We start from the raw sequence: 15947 nt of genomic DNA on the forward strand, positions 1-15947 counted from the left end.
CTGACAGAACCTTTCGTTAGAACCCTTCCAGCACGATCTTGCCCTTGGCCTTGCCGCTTTCCAGCAGTTCGTGGGCGCGGCGCAGGTTAGCCGCGTTGATCACGCCAAAGTGCTCGCCCACGGTGGTTTTCAGAGTACCGGCGTCGATCAGTTCGGCGACGCGATTGAGCAGGTTGTGCTGCTCGATCATGTCGCTGGTCTCGAACATCGAACGGGTGTACATGAACTCCCAATGCAGCGACAGGCTCTTGCGCTTGAGCTTGCTTACGTCCAATGCCTTGGGATCGTCGATCAGCGCCAGTTTGCCCTGGGGAATCAGCGCTTCCACCAGTTGGTCCAGGTGCTGGTCGGTCTGGGTCAGGCTGGCGACGTAGTTCACCTGCGGATGGCCGGCGTTTTTCAGCTCTTCGCTCAACGGTTTGCTGTGGTCGATCACCAGGTCGGCGCCCAGGTCCTTGGCCCATGCCTGGGTTTCAGGACGGGAGGCGGTGCCGATGACTTTCAGGCCGGTGAGCTGTTTCGCCAGTTGGGTCAGGATCGATCCCACACCACCCGAAGCACCGACAATCAGTAGGCTCTGGCCTTCATCGGCCTTGCCTTCACGCACTTGCAGGCGTTCGAAGAGCAATTCCCAGGCCGTGATGGCGGTCAGCGGCAGTGCAGCAGCGTCGGCAAAACCCAGGGTTTTCGGCATATGGCCGACGATGCGCTCATCGACAGTGTGCAGTTCGCTGTTGCCGCCGGGGCGTACCAGGGAGCCGGCGTAGAACACCTTGTCGCCGACCTTGAACAGGCTGACTTCGCTGCCCACGGCCTTGACCACACCGGCCACGTCCCAGCCCAGCACTTTGGCCGCGCCGTTTTCCGGGGCGACGTTCTGGCGCACCTTGGTGTCCACCGGGTTCACCGAGATGGCTTTGACTTCCACCAGCAGGTCGCGGGGGCCGGCGACCGGTTCGGGCAGTTCGATGTCTTGCAGGGATTTTGGATCGTTGATCGGCAGTGCGGCGTAGTAGGCGATGGCTTTCATGATGGTTTCCAAAAAAGGGGGCGGTTGATCAGGCAATAAACTTCAGGCGCTTGAGTTCGAAATGCTCAAGCACGTCGGCAGCCTTGGTGCGGAAATTCTGGATATGCGCGCTCTGGTCGTGGTCGGCCAGCGCGGCGTCGTCACTCCAGCGTTCGAGCATGTAGAAGGTCTCGGGGTGTTGCAGGTCCTGGTGCAGGTCGTACTGCTGGCAGCCGGCTTCGATGCGGGTCGGTTCCAGCAGCTCGCGCAGCAGGGTTTCCAGGGTGGCCTGTTGGCCGGGTTTGGCGATCAGCGTGGCGATGACGTTAAAGGCAGCAGACATATTCGACTCCAGACACGTGATGAACGGGATGGACAGATGATTGGCTATTTCTCTGGAAGATAAAACCCGCTAAAAGAGCAGTCTCTTTCAATGCTTTTTTGATAATGGGCGGTCGGCGTGCTGCGTTTTGATGACTTGCAGTTGTTTGTGCGTGCGGCAGACCTGGGCAGCCTTTCGGCGGCAGCACGGGTGATGGACATGTCGGCGGCGGTGGCCAGCGCGGCGTTGAAGCGCATCGAGCAGCAGTTGGGCGCACGGTTGTTGGCGCGTTCCACCCGCAGCCTGCGCCTCACGGCCGAGGGCGAAGGCTTCCTGGAGTACGCCCGGGCCGCCTTGAGCAGCCTGGATGAAGGCCGGCGGTTGTTGGCCAGCGGCCAGGATCAGGTCAGCGGGGTGCTTCAACTCTCGGCGCCGTCGGACTTTGGCCGTAACCAGTTGTTGCCCTGGCTCGATGAGTTCCAGCGCGAATACCCCGACCTGAGCGTACGCCTGTTGTTGGGCGACCGGATTGCCGACCTGTTCCGCCAGCCGGTGGACATCGCCCTGCGCTACGGCGAACCCGAAGACTCCAGCCTGATCGCGTTGCCCATCGCCCCGGACAACTGCCGCGTGCTCTGCGCTGCTCCCAGCTATCTGGCGCGGCACGGCGAGCCGCGCCACCTGGAGCAACTGACCCAGCACAATTGCCTGCTGTACATGCTCGGCAGCCGGGTGCATGACCATTGGGGGTTTAACGATGGCAAGCGTGATGTCGGCCTGACGGTGACCGGTGACCGCTTCAGTGATGATGCCGATGTGGTGCGACGCTGGGCGGTGGCGGGGGTAGGTATCGCCTACAAGTCCTGGCTGGATGTCAGCTCGGATGTGCTGGCGGGGCGCCTGCGGCTGATCCTGCCGGAGCTGCGGGGCGAACGTACGCCGCTCAATCTGTTGTGTGCCCATCGCGCGCAACTGAGCAAGCCGATCAATCTTCTGCGGGAAATGCTCGTTGCCCGTTGTGCGACATTGACTGCGCAATTGCCGGAGCGATCAGCCTCTACACCATAACCCCGGGGATATCGGGAAATTTCCTTCAGCTTCTGTCCTTGGTTGCGCTGTAAGACGGCACGGAACCCGGCGTTTTCACGCTTATACTTTTCCGCCAGACGCAGCAGACAAATGATTCAACAGGGAGTGAATGAGCACATGGAACAGGCACCTTGCATCAGTCAGATCGCCACCTTGCTGGCCGACCCGAAACGCACCGCGATGGTGTGGGCATTGATGGACGGCTCGGCCAAACCCTCCGATGAGTTGGCGGCACTTGCCGGGCTGTCATCGGCCTCGGCGAATGCGCATCTGACGCGATTGACGGCCGGTGGCCTGCTGCGTGTCGAAGCTCGCAGCGGCAAACGCTTTTTCCGGGTGGCCGCCGCCGATGTGGGGGCCGCCGTGGATGCATTGGCCTGCACCACGATGGCCAGCGTCGCCCGCAGCACGCCCATTCATTCGCGGTCATTGACTGCGCCTGCGGCTTTACGGCGAGCGCGGCTGTGCCATGGTCACCTGGGGGGCGAGCTGGCAGCGGGTTTGTATCAACGGATGATGGCGGCCGGGTGGATCGAGCGCGCGGAACAGCGTACGGACGTGACGCCGTCAGGTGCGCGCAAACTCGCAGCGCTGGGGATTTTTACCCAGGCACTGGCTCAGCCGATCGTGTGCGATTGTTTTGATTGGAGCGAACAGCAGCCACACCTGGGCGGTGCGTTGGGGGCCGCGTTGTTGCAGTTGTGCCTGCAGTCGAACTGGGTCAGCGTGATCAATGAGTCCCAGGCGTTGCAGGTCAGTGAAGCCGGGCAACTGGAAATTGCCCGGCTCGCCAGACCGGTCGGTGATTAAGGCTTGACCAACCGTGCATCCAGGCTGTTTTGCGCCAGGCGTTTGGCCTGGTCCTGGGTCATGCCCAGCGAGGTGTACAGCGCATGGAAGTTCTCGGTGACATAACCGCCGAAGTACGCCGGATCGTCCGAGTTCACCGTCACTTTCACCCCACGCTCAAGCATGTCGAGGATGTTGTGCTGGGACATGTCGTCGAACACGCAGAGCTTGGTGTTGGACAACGGGCACACCGTCAGCGGGATCTGTTCGTCGATGATCCGCTGCATCAGGCGCTCGTCTTCAATGGCGCGTACGCCATGGTCGATACGCTGGATCTTCAGCAGGTCGATGGCTTCCCAGATGTACTCCGGCGGGCCTTCTTCACCGGCGTGGGCGACGGTCAGGAAACCTTCGTGACGGGCACGATCAAACACGCGCTGGAACTTGCTCGGTGGGTGGCCCATTTCCGAGCTGTCCAGGCCCACGGCAACAAACGCATCACGGAATGGCAGTGCCTGGTCGAGGGTTTTTTCGGCCTCTTCTTCGCTCAAGTGGCGCAGGAAGCTCAAGATCAAACCGCTGGTGATGCCCAGTTGTTGCTCGCCGTCTTTCAAGGCGGCGGCAATGCCGTTGAGCACCACTTCGAACGGTACGCCACGGTCGGTGTGGGTCTGTGGGTCGAAGAACGGTTCGGTGTGGATCACGTTCTGCGCCTTGCAGCGCAGCAGGTAGGCCCAGGTCAGGTCGTAGAAATCCTGGGAAGTGCGCAGTACATCGGCGCCCTTGTAGTAGAGGTCGAGAAACTCTTGCAGGTTGTTGAAGGCGTAGGCCTTGCGCAGGGTTTCGACGTCGTTCCACGGCAGCGCGATCTTGTTGCGTTCGGCCAGGGCGAACAGCAGCTCAGGCTCCAGCGAGCCTTCCAGGTGCAGGTGCAATTCAGCCTTGGGCAGGGCGTTGAGCCAATCGTACATTTATAAATTCTCATCAGGTGCAATGGCGGCATTCTACAGGCGCACGCCGAAATAATCGGCAAAACCTGACCAAGCGGTGAGCATCCACAGGCACCGTGCAAGCAGTGCATGAACTAAGGTGTAACGAAACGTTAGCGGCGCGGTGCAGTCTGTACCCCATCAATGACGGATTCGCCGCGTTCAAAAGGCCTGCAATGCTCACATCTATCAAGCAAGAAAAATTCATGCTGCTGGCGCTGATTGCCGCCATCGCTGCCTACCCGCTGGAGCACTGGATGCTGCACAGCGGGCAGATGGTGGCGCTGTTGGCTGGCATAGCGCTGATCGGCTTTATCGTCGTGGCCTCGATGCGCGTGGCCCATCACGCCGAGCAACTGGCGGAAAAGGTCGGCGACCCCTACGGCACCATGATCCTGACCCTCGCCGCCGTGCTGGTGGAAGTGGTGATCCTGGCGATCATGATGAGCAACGAGCCCTCGCCGACCCTGGTGCGCGACACCATTTATTCGGCGGTGATGCTCGACATCAACGGCATCCTCGGCCTGGCTGCACTGATGGGCGGCATCAAGCATGGTGAACAGTCCTACAACGACGATTCGGCGCGCACCTACAGCGTGATGATTCTTACCGCCATGGGTGTGTCGATGGTGGTGCCGGAATTTATCCCCGAGGCCGACTGGAAAATTTACTCGGCCTTCACCATCGGCGCGATGGTAGTGCTCTACACGTTGTTCCTGCGGATGCAGGTGGGGCCCCACAGTTATTTCTTCAGCTACAGCTACCCGGAAAAACGCCGCAAGAAACAGCCGGAAGAAGCGTCGCCGCCGATCAACCTGGCGTTTTCCATCGGGACGTTGGTGTTTGGCGTGATCGTGATTGGCGCGTTGGCCGAGGTGATGTCCAAGACCCTCGACCTAGGCCTGGAAGGCACGGGGGCTCCACCGGTAATCACGGCGATCATCGTGGCCGCGATTTCCGCCGCCCCGGAGATTTTGACCGCGTTGCGCGCAGCGCTGGCCAACCGCATGCAGTCGGTGGTGAACATCGCGCTGGGGGCTTCTCTGTCGACGGTGATTTTGACCGTGCCGGTGATGGAAGCCATGGCCTTGTACACCGGCCAGCCGTTTCAGATGGCGATGACGCCGGTGCAGACCGTGATGGTGTTTATCACGCTGATTGTCAGTGCGATCAACCTCAACGATGGCGAAACCAACGCCATCGAAGGGATGACCCATTTTGTGTTGTTTGCGACGTTTATCATGCTGTCGCTGCTTGGACTGTAACCAATCCTGAAAACACCGCAGAAATAATTGTGGAAACCGGGCTTGTGTGGGAGCGGGCTTGCTCGCGAATACGGAGTGTCAGTCGCCAGATATGTTGACTGACCCAACGCATTCGCGAGCAAGCCCGCTCCCACATTTGAAAAGTGTTTCTTCAGTTAAGTCCGGTTGATCAGTTCCCGCGCCGCCTGGCTGTGATCGGCAATCAAGCCTTTCAGGTCCAATCCTTCGACCTGCCCGTCGATCACCCGCCATTTGCCGCCGACCATCACCCGGTCCGCTCGGTCGGCGCCACACAGCAGCAGCGCAGAGATCGGGTCATGGCTGCCGGAGAAGCGCAGTTCATCGAGCTTGAACAACGCCAGGTCGGCCTGTTTGCCTACGGCCAGTTCGCCGATATCGGCGCGACCGAGTAACTGCGCCGAACCTTTTGTCGCCCAACCCAACACCCGCTCCGGGGTGATCTTCTCTGCCCCGTAACGCAGGCGCTGGATGTACAGGGCCTGGCGCGTTTCGAGGATCATGTTCGATGCATCATTGGACGCCGAACCGTCCACCCCCAGGCCAATCGGTGCGCCGGCGGCCAGCAGGTCCAGCGTTGGGCATATCCCGGAAGCCAGGCGCATGTTCGAGCTCGGGCAATGGCAGATGCCGGTACCGGCAGCTCCGAGGCGTGCGATTTCTTCAGGGTTGAAGTGAATTCCGTGGGCCAGCCACGTGCGCGGGCCTAGCCAGCCGACGCTGTCGAGGTAATCCACGGTGCGCAGGCCGAAACGCTGCAGGCAGAAGTCTTCTTCGTCGAGGGTTTCCGCCAGGTGGGTATGCAGGCGCACGTCGAGGTTGTTGGCCAGCTCGGCGCTGGCTTCCATGATTTCCGGGGTTACGGAAAACGGCGAGCAGGGCGCCAGGGCGATCTGGATTTGTGCGCCGTCACCGCGCTCGTGGTACTGGCGGATCAGGCGGCGGCTGTCTTCCAGAATCACTTCGCCTTGCTGCACGGTTTGTTGCGGTGGCAGCCCGCCGTCGGCCTCGCCCAGGCTCATGGAGCCGCGGGTGAGCATGGCGCGCATGCCCAGTTCGCGCACGCTGTCGACCTGCACGTCGATCGCCTGTTCCAGGCCGTCCGGGAACAGGTAGTGGTGGTCTGCCGCCGTGGTGCAGCCCGAGAGCAGCAGTTCGGCCAGGGCCACTTTGCTCGCCAGCGCGAGTTTTTCCGGGGTGAGTCGGGCCCAGACCGGATACAGGGTTTTCAACCAGGGAAACAGCGGCTGGTTGACCACCGGCGCCCAGGCGCGGGTCAGGGTTTGATAGAAGTGATGGTGGGTGTTGATGAGTCCGGGAAGGACGACATGCTCGCGGGCATCGAATACTTGCCCACAGGGCACGGCGGGTTCTTGGCCCCAGCCCAGCACTTCGGTGATCACACCGTCTTGCAGCACCAGGCCGCCACGGGCGTCGAGGCCATTGGCAGTGAAAATCGCGAGGGGGTTTTTTAACCAGATACGGGTCGCAGGCATTGGCCGGCTCCTCTGAATGATGGGTTCAGGTTTGCCAGCTCAGTGTTGCCCTGTCTGCTGATCCAGGGTCGCCGGGGAGGGCGAGGTGCGCAGTTTACGTGTGGATCGTTATCGACGGCAATCGGCCGATAACGATCCCGGTTTTTTTACCAGGCGATGGTGTCGCCCTTGTAGTCCACAAAGTGATGGCCGCCCTTGCCGGTGTAGGCATTCACCTGGTCAACCAGGCCGCGCACGCTGGTGGGCACGTCGATGTGGGCGTTTTCGCCACCCATGTCGGTCTTCACCCAGCCCGGGTGCAACGACAGAACGGTCAGTTTCTGATCGCCCAATTGGGTGACGAAGCTGTTGGTCATGGAGTTGAGGGCGGCCTTGCTGGCCTTGTACAGCGCCAGATCCGAGCCGTCGGGAATGGTCACACTGCCCAGGATCGAACTCATGAAGGCCAGCACGCCGGTGCCTGGGCGGATCTGCCCGACAAAACGCTGGGCCAGGTTGATCGGCGCCACGGCGTTGGTGAAAAACAGTTGGCCGACTTCAGCCAGGGTGGCGTGGCCCGGTTCCTGGTTGGCCGGGCCTTTGACACCGGCATTGACGAACAGCAGGTCGAAGGTTTTTTCCTTGAGACGCTGGCTGAGGGCGATTACCGCCTGCTGGTCATCCATGTCGAGCTTTTCGATCTGCACCTCGCCCAAGGCCTTCAAGGCATCGGCCTTTTGCGGGTCGCGCACGGTGGCGGTCACCTCCCAGCCGTCCGCCAGCAGTTGCTTGGCCAGGCCAAGGCCCAGGCCCCGGGAGGCGCCGATAATCAGTGCGGTTTTTGAAGTGGACATGAATGGCTTCCTTTGACGGTGGAGGTTCACGGGTTCAGTGGACAACGCTGGCCGAGCCTTTGCTGCAACTCCTGGCGCAGTTGGTCGAGTTCGGCGATGCGGGTTTCGATCAGGTTGAGCTTGTCTTGCAGGAGCTGGGTCACGGCGCTGTCGGGGTCTGGAGCTTGCCATAATGCGCCGACGCTGTTGCCGATTTCACCCAGGCTGAAGCCCAGGCGCTGGGCGGTCTTGATGTACAGCACCAGTTGCACCATGTCGGCGGGGTAGTCACGGTAACCGTTGGCACTGCGTTGCGCGGCAATCAGCCCGCGTTGCTCGTAGAAACGCAGGGTGTCGCGACTGACCTGACTGGCCTGGGCTAATTCGCCGATACGCATGTAGAGGGCTCAAGGGGGCTTGACCCTGGAGCATACTCCAGGCTTTAGCCTGCTGGCTTCTTGAATTTAAGGAGCTTACGGCTATGTGGACCGCACACCAATACCGTCGACTGGTTCGGGCCAGCGGTTGGTACGACCTGATTGTCACCGCCGCACTGGTCACACCCTGGACGTTTGTCCTGCTGCATAACGCCCTGGTGGCGTTGAACCTGCCCGGCGAGCTGCCGCCGTTCGCGCCTGTGCATATGTTGATGGCGAACCTGATGGGCTCGATTGTCTGCGTGTGGTCGGTGCTACGAATCCGCGACCCACAAGCGATCTTTGGCCGCTACGACGCCGCCGGCCGAGTGCTGTTTGCCACCTGGCAGATCTACGCGCTGGCCCATGGTGCCAGTACTGTATTGGTGATTGTCGTGGTGTTTGAAGTGCTGTGGGCGGTGGCTCAGTTGATACCGGTGCGCCGAGCAGCAAGTTGATCAAAAAATGCTCAGTTGTGCCGGAACGTTGCAGGCTCTGCTGCGGGGTGACTCTTGCACGGGTTATCCACAGATTGCTCCACAGTAATTGTGCGCAAGCGTGACCGGTGGATATAAGCGCTGTGGCCCTTTGTTCTAAAGGACATAACCCGCCTAACTGACTGTTTTTGAGCTGGATTAATACTTTCGTGCAGTGCCTTGAACAAAAACTGTACAACCGCCTGAAACCCTTGTGACAGAAGGGTTACAGGCGAGTGTGCTCAGGTTATCCACAGGCAGGTGCACAGTAGATGTGGGCAGATTCAGCGCTCCAGCTGAATGCGCCCGCGACTCAGGTCGGCGAGCTGCGCTTGCAGGGTGTCGATATGTGCCTCGCCGAGGGCCAGCTGCAGGTCGACGCCATTGGCGGTGAAGGTTTCTTCCATCACCAGCCCACCCAGTTCGGCCACTCGCAGCTTCACCAACTGCAGCTCGGCAAAACCACAGGAGCAGCTCAGCGGCACCCGTTTGATCAGCTCGACGCGTTCGGCGGCTTGCAGGCATTTGTTCGCGCCGCCGCCATAGGCGCGGGCCAGGCCGCCGGTGCCCAGTTGGATGCCGCCGTACCAGCGGATCACCAGCACCACGACCTGGTCGCAATCCTGCGCTTCGATCGCGGCCAGGATCGGGCGCCCGGCCGTGCCGCCGGGTTCGCCGTCGTCGTTGCTGCGGTATTGATCGCCGAGTTTCCAGGCCCAGCAGTTGTGCGTGGCGTTCAGGTCGCTGTGCTGGTCGATGAAGGCCTGGGCGTCCTGGGGGCTGCTGATCGGGGCGGCGAGGGTAATGAAGCGGCTTTTGCGAATTTCTTCGCGAAACTCGCAAAGGCCGGTAAGCGTGAAAGGCATGGGTAACTTCGTTTAGAGGGCCGGCTTGATGCCACAGCCTTTGAGAATGATGTGGATCAGGTTGGTGCCGGCGTCTTCCATGTCCTGCTTGGTCAGCTTGGTGCGCCCGGTCACGCGGCAGATCTGGGTGGCAAAGTCGGCGTAATGCTGGGTGCTGCCCCACAGCAGGAAGATCAGGTGCACCGGGTCGATAGGGTCCATCTTGCCGGCGTCGATCCAGGCCTGGAATACCGCCGCACGGCCGCTGAACCAGGCGCGGTAGTCCTGGCTGAAATATTCGGTCAGGCACTCACCGCCGCTGATGATCTCCATCGCGAAGATCCGCGAGGCTTGTGGCTGGCGCCGGGAGAATTCCATCTTGGTGCGGATATAGCGGGTCAGGGCGGCCGCCGGGTCATCCTCGGCGGTCAGGGTGTTGAAGGTGCTGTCCCACAATTCGAGGATGTTGCTGAGCACCGCGATGTACAGGCCCAGCTTGTTGGTGAAGTAGTAGTGCAAGTTGGCTTTCGGCAACCCGGCACTCGCCGCGATGGTGTTCATGCTGGTGCCTTTGTAGCCATGACGGGCGAACTCGTCTTCGGCGGCCTGCAAAATCGCTTGTTCGTTCTTTTGGCGAATGCGGCTTGCAGGTTTTCCGGCGTGGTTGCTGTGGGCAGGAACTTCGAGGCTCATGGAGGTTTCCGTGCAGATCGATGAAGGCGACGTGTGCACAGATAACCCACCCTCAAGCCCCAGACAAGTCCCGATACGATAAAACCCTTAAAGCGGCTCCAGAGTGTCGCTTTCCAGGGTCCGGTTTGCGGCATCCACGGGAGCCTTGGCTTCAGGTAGCAGCAGGCACAATACGATGGCGGTCAGGCCGCCGCTGGTGATGGCCGAGTCGAACAGGTTCTGCACCAGGGTTGGCATCAGGTGCAGCAGGTTCGGTTGCGCCGCGATCCCCAGGCCGACGCCGAACGAGGTGGCGATGATCAGCATGCTGCGCCGATCCAGCGGGGCCTGGGCGAGAATGCGCACGCCGGCCGCCGCTACGCTGCCGAACATCACCAGGGTTGCGCCGCCCAGCACCGGCTTGGGGATTTGCTGCAGCACCGCACCAATCAACGGAAACAGCCCGAGGCAAAACAGTACCGCGCCGATGTACAAGCCGACGTAACGGCTGGCCACGCCGGTCAGCTGGATCACGCCGTTGTTCTGGGCGAATGTGGTGTTGGGAAAGGCACTGAAGGTGGCGGCGATCATGCAACTGATGCCATCTCCCAGTACGCCACCCTTGAGTCGGCTTATATAGGAAGGGCCGCTGATGGGCTGGCGGGCGATCATGCAATTGGCAGTGAGGTCGCCGACGGTTTCGATGGTGCTGATCAGATAAATCAGTGCTACCGGCAGGAAAGCGCTCCAATCGAAGTTGAAACCGAAGTGGAACGGTGTAGGCAGGCTGATCAATGGCAAATCAGGCAAGGCTTGGGGCACCAACTTGCCGCTGAACCAGGCGGCGAGGCTGCCCAGTGCGAGGCCGATGATGATGGCGGAGAGCCGTACCCATGGCGTGTTCGAGCGGTTCAGCAGGATGATGGTCAGTACCACGAACAGGCCGAGTGCCAGGTTGGTTGGCGCGCCGAAGTCCGGGGCATTGAAGCCGCCTCCAAGGTCAGTGATGCCGACCTTGATCAGGCTGATGCCGATCAGTGTGATGACGATGCCGGTCACCAGCGGCGTGATTACCCTTTTGAGCTGACCGATGAAACGGCTCAACACGACCTGCACTGCGGCGCCAAAGAAGCAGATACCGAAAATCATCGCCAGGATGTCTTCCGGGCTGCCGCCGCGTTGCTTGACCAGAAACCCGGCCGACAATACGGCGCCGAGAAACGCGAAGCTGGTGCCCTGCAGGCAGATCATCCCGGCGCCAATGCCAAACGGCCTGCGCGCCTGGATGAAGGTGCCCACACCGGAAACCATCAATGCCATGCTGATCAGGTAGGGCAGGTGGGCGGTCAGGCCCAGGGTAGAGCCGATGATCAGCGGCGGGGTGATGATGCCGACGAAGGCAGCCAACACATGCTGCAACGCGGCAAGCAATGCAGGCAAAGGTTTGGGCCGATCGTTGAGGCCGTAGATCAGGTCGCTGGGGGTGTTGGATTCTGGCGGCATGGCGGGGAACTCATGGCTGACGGTTCGAGATCCCCTTGTCTTGCAAAAAGCTGTCCAGTTGCTCAGGTTTTTATGTAAGGCCCGTGTTAGCGCGTTGCGGCCAGACTTTCGAGGAAGCTTTCCAGCACCAAATGAGGGCGACGGCCCTTGCGCGTGACCGAAGCGAGGCTCAAATCGTAAAAACGTGTAGCCGGTTTCAGCGCGCGCAGTCGGCCTTGTTGTACCCACAGGCTGGCGTAGTGGTCGGGCAGGTAGCCGATGTAGCGGCCGGTCAGGATCAGGAAGGCCATGCCCTCGCGGTCCGAGGCACTGGCGGTGCAATTGAGTGCCTGGTAGTGCGCCTGGATATCCGCGGGCAGGCGGAAGGTCGGGGCGATGGCGTCCTGGCTGTTGACGCGGTCGTCGTCCAGTTGCTTGTCGTCGGCGTAAAACAGCGGGTGGCCCACTGCGCAATAGAGCAGCGAGCGTTCGCTGTACAGCGGCTGGTATTCAAGTCCCGACAAGGCGCTGGCCTGGGGGACTACGCCGACATGCAGGCGGCCGTCGAGCACCCCTTGTTCGACTTCATTGGGGGCGATCATGCGGATCTGGATCTGTACATCCGGACCGCGTTCCTTCAACTGTGCCAACGCGTGGGTGATGCGCATGTGGGGCAGGGTGACCAGGTTGTCGGTCAGGCCGATGATCAGCTCGCCGCGCAAGTGTTGGTGCAGGCCGTTGACCTCGGTGCGAAAACTTTCCAGGGCGCTGAGCAGCTGCAGTGCCGACTGGTAAACCTCGCGTCCTTCCTCGGTCAGGGAAAACCCCGCCCGCCCGCGTTGGCACAGGCGCAGGCCAAGGCGCTGTTCAAGATCACTCATTTGCTGGCTGATGGCCGAGCGGCCAATCCCCAGTACGGTTTCCGCCGCCGAGAAGCCACCGCACTCCACCACGCTGCGAAAGATGCGCAACAGGCGGATATCGAAGTCGCTGACTTGGGCCAGAGGGTCGGGTCGACGGCTGCTCATAGTTTAGTGAAGGCCTGACTGAAGGTTAGAAGAGTTGGATTTCACCGACTTTATCCCCGTGGCAATTTAGCTGCAACAACGCTTTTCAATCCCGACGCTGCCTTTTGCCTTGCGAGGTTTTGCTCATGAACATGCCCGAAAACGCTCCGTCCACCCTGGCCAGCCAACTGAAGCTGGACGCGCACTGGATGCCGTACACCGCCAACCGTAACTTCCATCGTGACCCGCGCCTGATCGTGGCGGCCGAAGGCAGCTGGTTGACCGATGACAAGGGGCGCAAGGTGTATGACTCGCTGTCGGGTCTGTGGACCTGCGGCGCCGGGCACACTCGCAAGGAAATCCAGGAAGCGGTCTCCAAGCAGTTGGGTACGTTGGACTACTCGCCGGGCTTCCAATACGGTCATCCGTTGTCGTTCCAGCTGGCAGAAAAGATTACCGACCTGACCCCGGGTAACCTGAACCATGTGTTCTTCACCGACTCCGGCTCCGAGTGCGCCGATACCGCGGTGAAGATGGTGCGTGCGTACTGGCGCCTGAAAGGCCAGGCGACCAAGACCAAGATGATCGGCCGTGCCCGTGGTTATCACGGCGTGAACATCGCCGGTACCAGCCTGGGCGGCGTGAACGGTAACCGTAAGATTTTTGGTCAGGGGCTGATGGATGTTGACCATCTGCCTCACACCCTGCTGGCGAGCAATGAGTTCTCCCGTGGCATGCCGGAGCTGGGCGGGATTGCCTTGGCGGACGAGCTGCTCAAGCTGATCGAGTTGCACGATGCGTCGAACATCGCTGCGGTGTTTGTTGAACCGATGGCGGGCTCTGCCGGCGTGCTGGTTCCGCCGCAGGGTTACCTGAAGCGTCTGCGTGAGATCTGCGATCAGCACAACATCCTGTTGGTGTTCGATGAAGTGATCACCGGCTTCGGTCGTACCGGTTCGATGTTTGGTGCTGACAGCTTCGGTGTGACCCCGGACCTGATGTGCATTGCCAAGCAAGTCACCAACGGCGCGATCCCGATGGGCGCGGTGATTGCCAGCACCGAGATTTATCAGACGTTCATGAATCAGGCGACGCCTGAGTACGCGGTGGAATTCCCGCACGGCTACACCTACTCGGCCCACCCGGTTGCCTGCGCGGCTGGCTTGGCGGCACTCGACCTGCTGCAGAAGGAAAACCTGGTGCAGAGCGTGGCCGAAGTCGCACCGCATTTCGAGAATGCGCTGCACGGTCTGAAGGGCAGCAAGAACGTGATCGACATTCGTAACTATGGCCTGGCCGGTGCGATCCAGATTGCCCCGCGTGATGGTGATGCCATCGTGCGTCCGTTCGAAGCGGGCATGGCCTTGTGGAAAGCCGGCTTCTACGTGCGCTTTGGCGGCGACACCCTGCAGTTCGGCCCAACCTTCAACAGCAAGCCGCAGGACCTGGATCGCTTGTTCGATGCGGTCGGCGAAGTGCTGAACAAGATCGACTGATTTCTCCTTCTATATAGAACAACTTTTCAGGAGCCCTGCATGAGCCTCATCCAGCATTTGATCAACGGCCAATTGGTCACCGAAAACGGTCGCACTGCCGACGTGTACAACCCGTCGACTGGCCAGGTGATTCACCAGGTGCCGTTGGCCAGCCGTGAAACCATTCAAAGCGCCATCGATTCGGCCAAGGCAGCTTTCCCGGCCTGGCGTAACACGCCACCGGCCAAGCGTGCCCAGGTGATGTTTCGTTTCAAGCAATTGCTTGAGCAGAACGAAGCGCGTATCTCCCAGCTGATCAGCGAAGAGCATGGCAAGACCCTGGAAGATGCGGCTGGTGAACTCAAGCGCGGGATCGAGAACGTGGAGTACGCGTGCTCGGCGCCGGAAATCCTCAAGGGCGAGTACAGCCGTAACGTTGGCCCGAATATCGATGCCTGGTCTGACTTCCAGCCGTTGGGTGTGGTGGCCGGTATTACGCCGTTCAACTTCCCGGCGATGGTGCCGTTGTGGATGTATCCGCTGGCGATCGTCTGCGGTAACTGCTTCATCCTCAAGCCGTCGGAGCGTGATCCAAGCTCGACGCTGCTGATTGCACAACTGTTGCAGGAAGCTGGCTTGCCTAAAGGCGTGCTGAGTGTGGTGCATGGCGATAAAGGGGCGGTGGATGCGTTGATCGAAGCGCCGGAAGTCAAGGCGTTGAGCTTTGTCGGCTCGACGCCGATCGCCGAGTACATCTATTCCGAAGCCACCAAGCGCGGCAAGCGTGTACAGGCGTTGGGCGGGGCGAAGAACCATGCGGTGCTGATGCCGGATGCGGATCTCGATAACGCTGTCAGTGCCTTGATGGGCGCGGCGTATGGTTCTTGCGGTGAGCGTTGCATGGCGATCTCTGTTGCCGTGTGTGTCGGCGACCAGGTGGCTGACGCATTGGTCGCCAAGCTGGTGCCGCAGATCAAGGCGCTGAAGATTGGTGCGGGCACCACGTGTGGATTGGACATGGGGCCGCTGGTCACTGGCCAGGCGCGCGATAAAGTCAGTGGCTATATAGAGGACGGCGTTTCTTCGGGTGCTGAGTTGGTCGTCGATGGTCGTGGCCTGAGTATTGCCGGTAATGAAGATGGCTTCTTCCTGGGGGGCAGTTTGTTCGACCGCGTGACCCCGCAGATGCGCATCTATAAAGAAGAGATCTTCGGGCCGGTGCTGTGTGTGGTTCGGGTGAACAGCCTGGAAGCGGCCATGCAGTTGATCAACGATCACGAGTACGGCAACGGCACCTGTATCTTCACCCGTGACGGTGAGGCGGCGCGGTTGTTCTGTGACGAGATTGAAGTGGGTATGGTTGGCGTCAACGTGCCATTGCCGGTGCCGGTGGCTTATCACAGCTTTGGTGGCTGGAAGCGCTCGCTGTTTGGCGACTTGCATGCCTATGGGCCGGATGGGGTGCGGTTCTATACGCGTCGCAAGGCGATTACCCAGCGCTGGCCGCAACGGGCCAGTCATGAGGCGTCGCAGTTTGCCTTTCCTAGCTTGTAGGTTCGGTAAGTAGAAGGCCGGCCCCTTGGGGCCGGCCTTTGCTTTTCAGGGCTTTTTTGACCGATATGACAGTATTGTGAAAAAAGGTGTTGACGGCAGATTCTGGAAGTCTATAATTCGCCCCACTTCCGGCGCAGTCGAAACGGAAAACTCCTTGGTAAACAATGAGTTATGTAGGTTTCGACAGCGGGTTGCTTCAGATCATCGAAGCCCAGAATGAGTTAGTAAGGC

At 60.6% G+C, this 15947-nt stretch carries 16 protein-coding genes; 6 read left to right on the forward strand and 10 right to left on the reverse strand.

From position 1 onward, the window contains the following. Window positions 1-16: 16 nt before the first annotated feature. Window positions 17-1030: a zinc-binding alcohol dehydrogenase family protein gene (locus tag HX807_RS02910; RefSeq protein WP_003211156.1), complete on the reverse strand. Its 1014-nt coding sequence runs from the start codon at window positions 1028-1030 to the stop codon at window positions 17-19. A 28-nt stretch (window positions 1031-1058) separates the two neighbouring features. Next, on the reverse strand, window positions 1059-1352 hold the full coding sequence (locus tag HX807_RS02915) for a putative quinol monooxygenase (protein WP_003211158.1): 294 nt from the start codon (window positions 1350-1352) through the stop codon (window positions 1059-1061). Between the two features lie 117 nt (window positions 1353-1469). On the opposite strand from HX807_RS02915, the gene HX807_RS02920 reads away from it, so the two are divergent. Together HX807_RS02920 and HX807_RS02925 are read left to right on the forward strand one after the other, a co-directional pair. Then, complete coding sequence (locus tag HX807_RS02920) at window positions 1470-2399, forward strand: LysR family transcriptional regulator (protein WP_087693475.1); 930 nt, start codon at window positions 1470-1472, stop codon at window positions 2397-2399. A 138-nt stretch (window positions 2400-2537) separates the two neighbouring features. Then, window positions 2538-3230 carry a helix-turn-helix transcriptional regulator gene (locus HX807_RS02925; RefSeq protein ID WP_177008350.1) on the forward strand — a complete coding sequence of 231 codons (693 nt, stop codon included), beginning with the start codon at window positions 2538-2540 and terminating at the stop codon, window positions 3228-3230. On the opposite strand, the gene HX807_RS02930 is transcribed toward HX807_RS02925, so the two are convergent. Beyond that, entirely contained in the window at window positions 3227-4180 is a 954-nt protein-coding gene (locus HX807_RS02930; RefSeq protein ID WP_008430770.1) for an adenosine deaminase, read from the reverse strand. The two genes, HX807_RS02925 and HX807_RS02930, sit on opposite strands and share 4 nt — an antisense overlap. Before the next feature lie 194 nt (window positions 4181-4374). On the opposite strand from HX807_RS02930, the gene HX807_RS02935 reads away from it, so the two are divergent. Continuing rightward, entirely contained in the window at window positions 4375-5463 is a 1089-nt protein-coding gene (locus tag HX807_RS02935; RefSeq protein ID WP_177049192.1) for a calcium:proton antiporter, read from the forward strand. A 155-nt stretch (window positions 5464-5618) separates the two neighbouring features. Here HX807_RS02935 and HX807_RS02940 read toward each other — a convergent pair whose 3' ends face one another. The 3 genes from HX807_RS02940 to HX807_RS02950 all read right to left on the reverse strand — a co-directional run bounded on the left by HX807_RS02940 (window position 5619) and on the right by HX807_RS02950 (window position 8187). After that, on the reverse strand, window positions 5619-6977 hold the full coding sequence (locus HX807_RS02940; RefSeq protein WP_177049194.1) for an 8-oxoguanine deaminase: 1359 nt from the start codon (window positions 6975-6977) through the stop codon (window positions 5619-5621). Between the two features lie 146 nt (window positions 6978-7123). Beyond that, the gene (locus HX807_RS02945) at window positions 7124-7810 is read right to left on the reverse strand and encodes an SDR family oxidoreductase (RefSeq protein ID WP_003211169.1); all 687 of its coding nucleotides are present in this window, start codon (window positions 7808-7810) and stop codon (window positions 7124-7126) included. Window positions 7811-7836: 26 nt separating this feature from the next. Next, window positions 7837-8187 (reverse strand): MerR family transcriptional regulator, encoded by a 351-nt coding sequence (locus tag HX807_RS02950; RefSeq protein ID WP_003211171.1) that lies wholly within the window; start codon window positions 8185-8187, stop codon window positions 7837-7839. A gap of 83 nt (window positions 8188-8270) precedes the next feature. Here HX807_RS02950 and HX807_RS02955 point away from each other — a divergent pair, with 83 nt between their 5' ends. Then, window positions 8271-8663 carry a hypothetical protein gene (locus HX807_RS02955; RefSeq protein ID WP_008430778.1) on the forward strand — a complete coding sequence of 131 codons (393 nt, stop codon included), beginning with the start codon at window positions 8271-8273 and terminating at the stop codon, window positions 8661-8663. A 302-nt stretch (window positions 8664-8965) separates the two neighbouring features. On the opposite strand, the gene HX807_RS02960 is transcribed toward HX807_RS02955, so the two are convergent. The 4 genes from HX807_RS02960 to HX807_RS02975 form a co-directional block, all read right to left on the reverse strand. Further along, window positions 8966-9547: a YigZ family protein gene (locus HX807_RS02960; RefSeq protein WP_177049196.1), complete on the reverse strand. Its 582-nt coding sequence runs from the start codon at window positions 9545-9547 to the stop codon at window positions 8966-8968. Window positions 9548-9559: 12 nt separating this feature from the next. Beyond that, a complete protein-coding gene (locus HX807_RS02965; RefSeq protein ID WP_003211175.1) occupies window positions 9560-10219 on the reverse strand; it encodes a TetR/AcrR family transcriptional regulator in 660 nt (219 codons plus the stop codon). Between the two features lie 87 nt (window positions 10220-10306). Further along, complete coding sequence (locus HX807_RS02970) at window positions 10307-11701, reverse strand: uracil-xanthine permease family protein (protein WP_003211176.1); 1395 nt, start codon at window positions 11699-11701, stop codon at window positions 10307-10309. An 86-nt stretch (window positions 11702-11787) separates the two neighbouring features. Further along, window positions 11788-12708 (reverse strand): LysR family transcriptional regulator, encoded by a 921-nt coding sequence (locus HX807_RS02975; RefSeq protein ID WP_087693467.1) that lies wholly within the window; start codon window positions 12706-12708, stop codon window positions 11788-11790. 125 nt (window positions 12709-12833) lie between these two features. On the opposite strand from HX807_RS02975, the gene HX807_RS02980 reads away from it, so the two are divergent. Together HX807_RS02980 and HX807_RS02985 are read left to right on the forward strand one after the other, a co-directional pair. Then, window positions 12834-14183, forward strand: a complete 1350-nt coding sequence (locus HX807_RS02980) for an aspartate aminotransferase family protein (protein ID WP_177049198.1) — start codon at window positions 12834-12836, stop codon at window positions 14181-14183. A gap of 39 nt (window positions 14184-14222) precedes the next feature. After that, complete coding sequence (locus HX807_RS02985; RefSeq protein WP_003211182.1) at window positions 14223-15716, forward strand: CoA-acylating methylmalonate-semialdehyde dehydrogenase; 1494 nt, start codon at window positions 14223-14225, stop codon at window positions 15714-15716. Window positions 15717-15947: the final 231 nt, after the last annotated feature.

The organism is Pseudomonas sp. D8002, from assembly GCF_013385695.1.
Taxonomy (GTDB): Bacteria; Pseudomonadota; Gammaproteobacteria; order Pseudomonadales; family Pseudomonadaceae; genus Aquipseudomonas.

Bases quoted from the DNA above. Each gene is read 5' to 3' on its own strand.
- HX807_RS02910 (WP_003211156.1), bottom strand. From the start codon at position 1,030: ATGAAAGCCATCGCCTACTACGCCGCACTGCCGATCAACGATCCAAAA.
- HX807_RS02980 (WP_177049198.1), top strand. From the start codon at position 12,834: ATGAACATGCCCGAAAACGCTCCGTCCACCCTGGCCAGCCAACTGAAG.
- HX807_RS02945 (WP_003211169.1), bottom strand. From the start codon at position 7,810: ATGTCCACTTCAAAAACCGCACTGATTATCGGCGCCTCCCGGGGCCTG.
- HX807_RS02960 (WP_177049196.1), bottom strand. From the start codon at position 9,547: ATGCCTTTCACGCTTACCGGCCTTTGCGAGTTTCGCGAAGAAATTCGC.
- HX807_RS02965 (WP_003211175.1), bottom strand. From the start codon at position 10,219: ATGAGCCTCGAAGTTCCTGCCCACAGCAACCACGCCGGAAAACCTGCA.
- HX807_RS02955 (WP_008430778.1), top strand. From the start codon at position 8,271: ATGTGGACCGCACACCAATACCGTCGACTGGTTCGGGCCAGCGGTTGG.
- HX807_RS02940 (WP_177049194.1), bottom strand. From the start codon at position 6,977: ATGCCTGCGACCCGTATCTGGTTAAAAAACCCCCTCGCGATTTTCACT.
- HX807_RS02915 (WP_003211158.1), bottom strand. From the start codon at position 1,352: ATGTCTGCTGCCTTTAACGTCATCGCCACGCTGATCGCCAAACCCGGC.
- HX807_RS02935 (WP_177049192.1), top strand. From the start codon at position 4,375: ATGCTCACATCTATCAAGCAAGAAAAATTCATGCTGCTGGCGCTGATT.
- HX807_RS02975 (WP_087693467.1), bottom strand. From the start codon at position 12,708: ATGAGCAGCCGTCGACCCGACCCTCTGGCCCAAGTCAGCGACTTCGAT.
- HX807_RS02970 (WP_003211176.1), bottom strand. From the start codon at position 11,701: ATGCCGCCAGAATCCAACACCCCCAGCGACCTGATCTACGGCCTCAAC.
- HX807_RS02985 (WP_003211182.1), top strand. From the start codon at position 14,223: ATGAGCCTCATCCAGCATTTGATCAACGGCCAATTGGTCACCGAAAAC.
- HX807_RS02930 (WP_008430770.1), bottom strand. From the start codon at position 4,180: ATGTACGATTGGCTCAACGCCCTGCCCAAGGCTGAATTGCACCTGCAC.
- HX807_RS02950 (WP_003211171.1), bottom strand. From the start codon at position 8,187: ATGCGTATCGGCGAATTAGCCCAGGCCAGTCAGGTCAGTCGCGACACC.
- HX807_RS02925 (WP_177008350.1), top strand. From the start codon at position 2,538: ATGGAACAGGCACCTTGCATCAGTCAGATCGCCACCTTGCTGGCCGAC.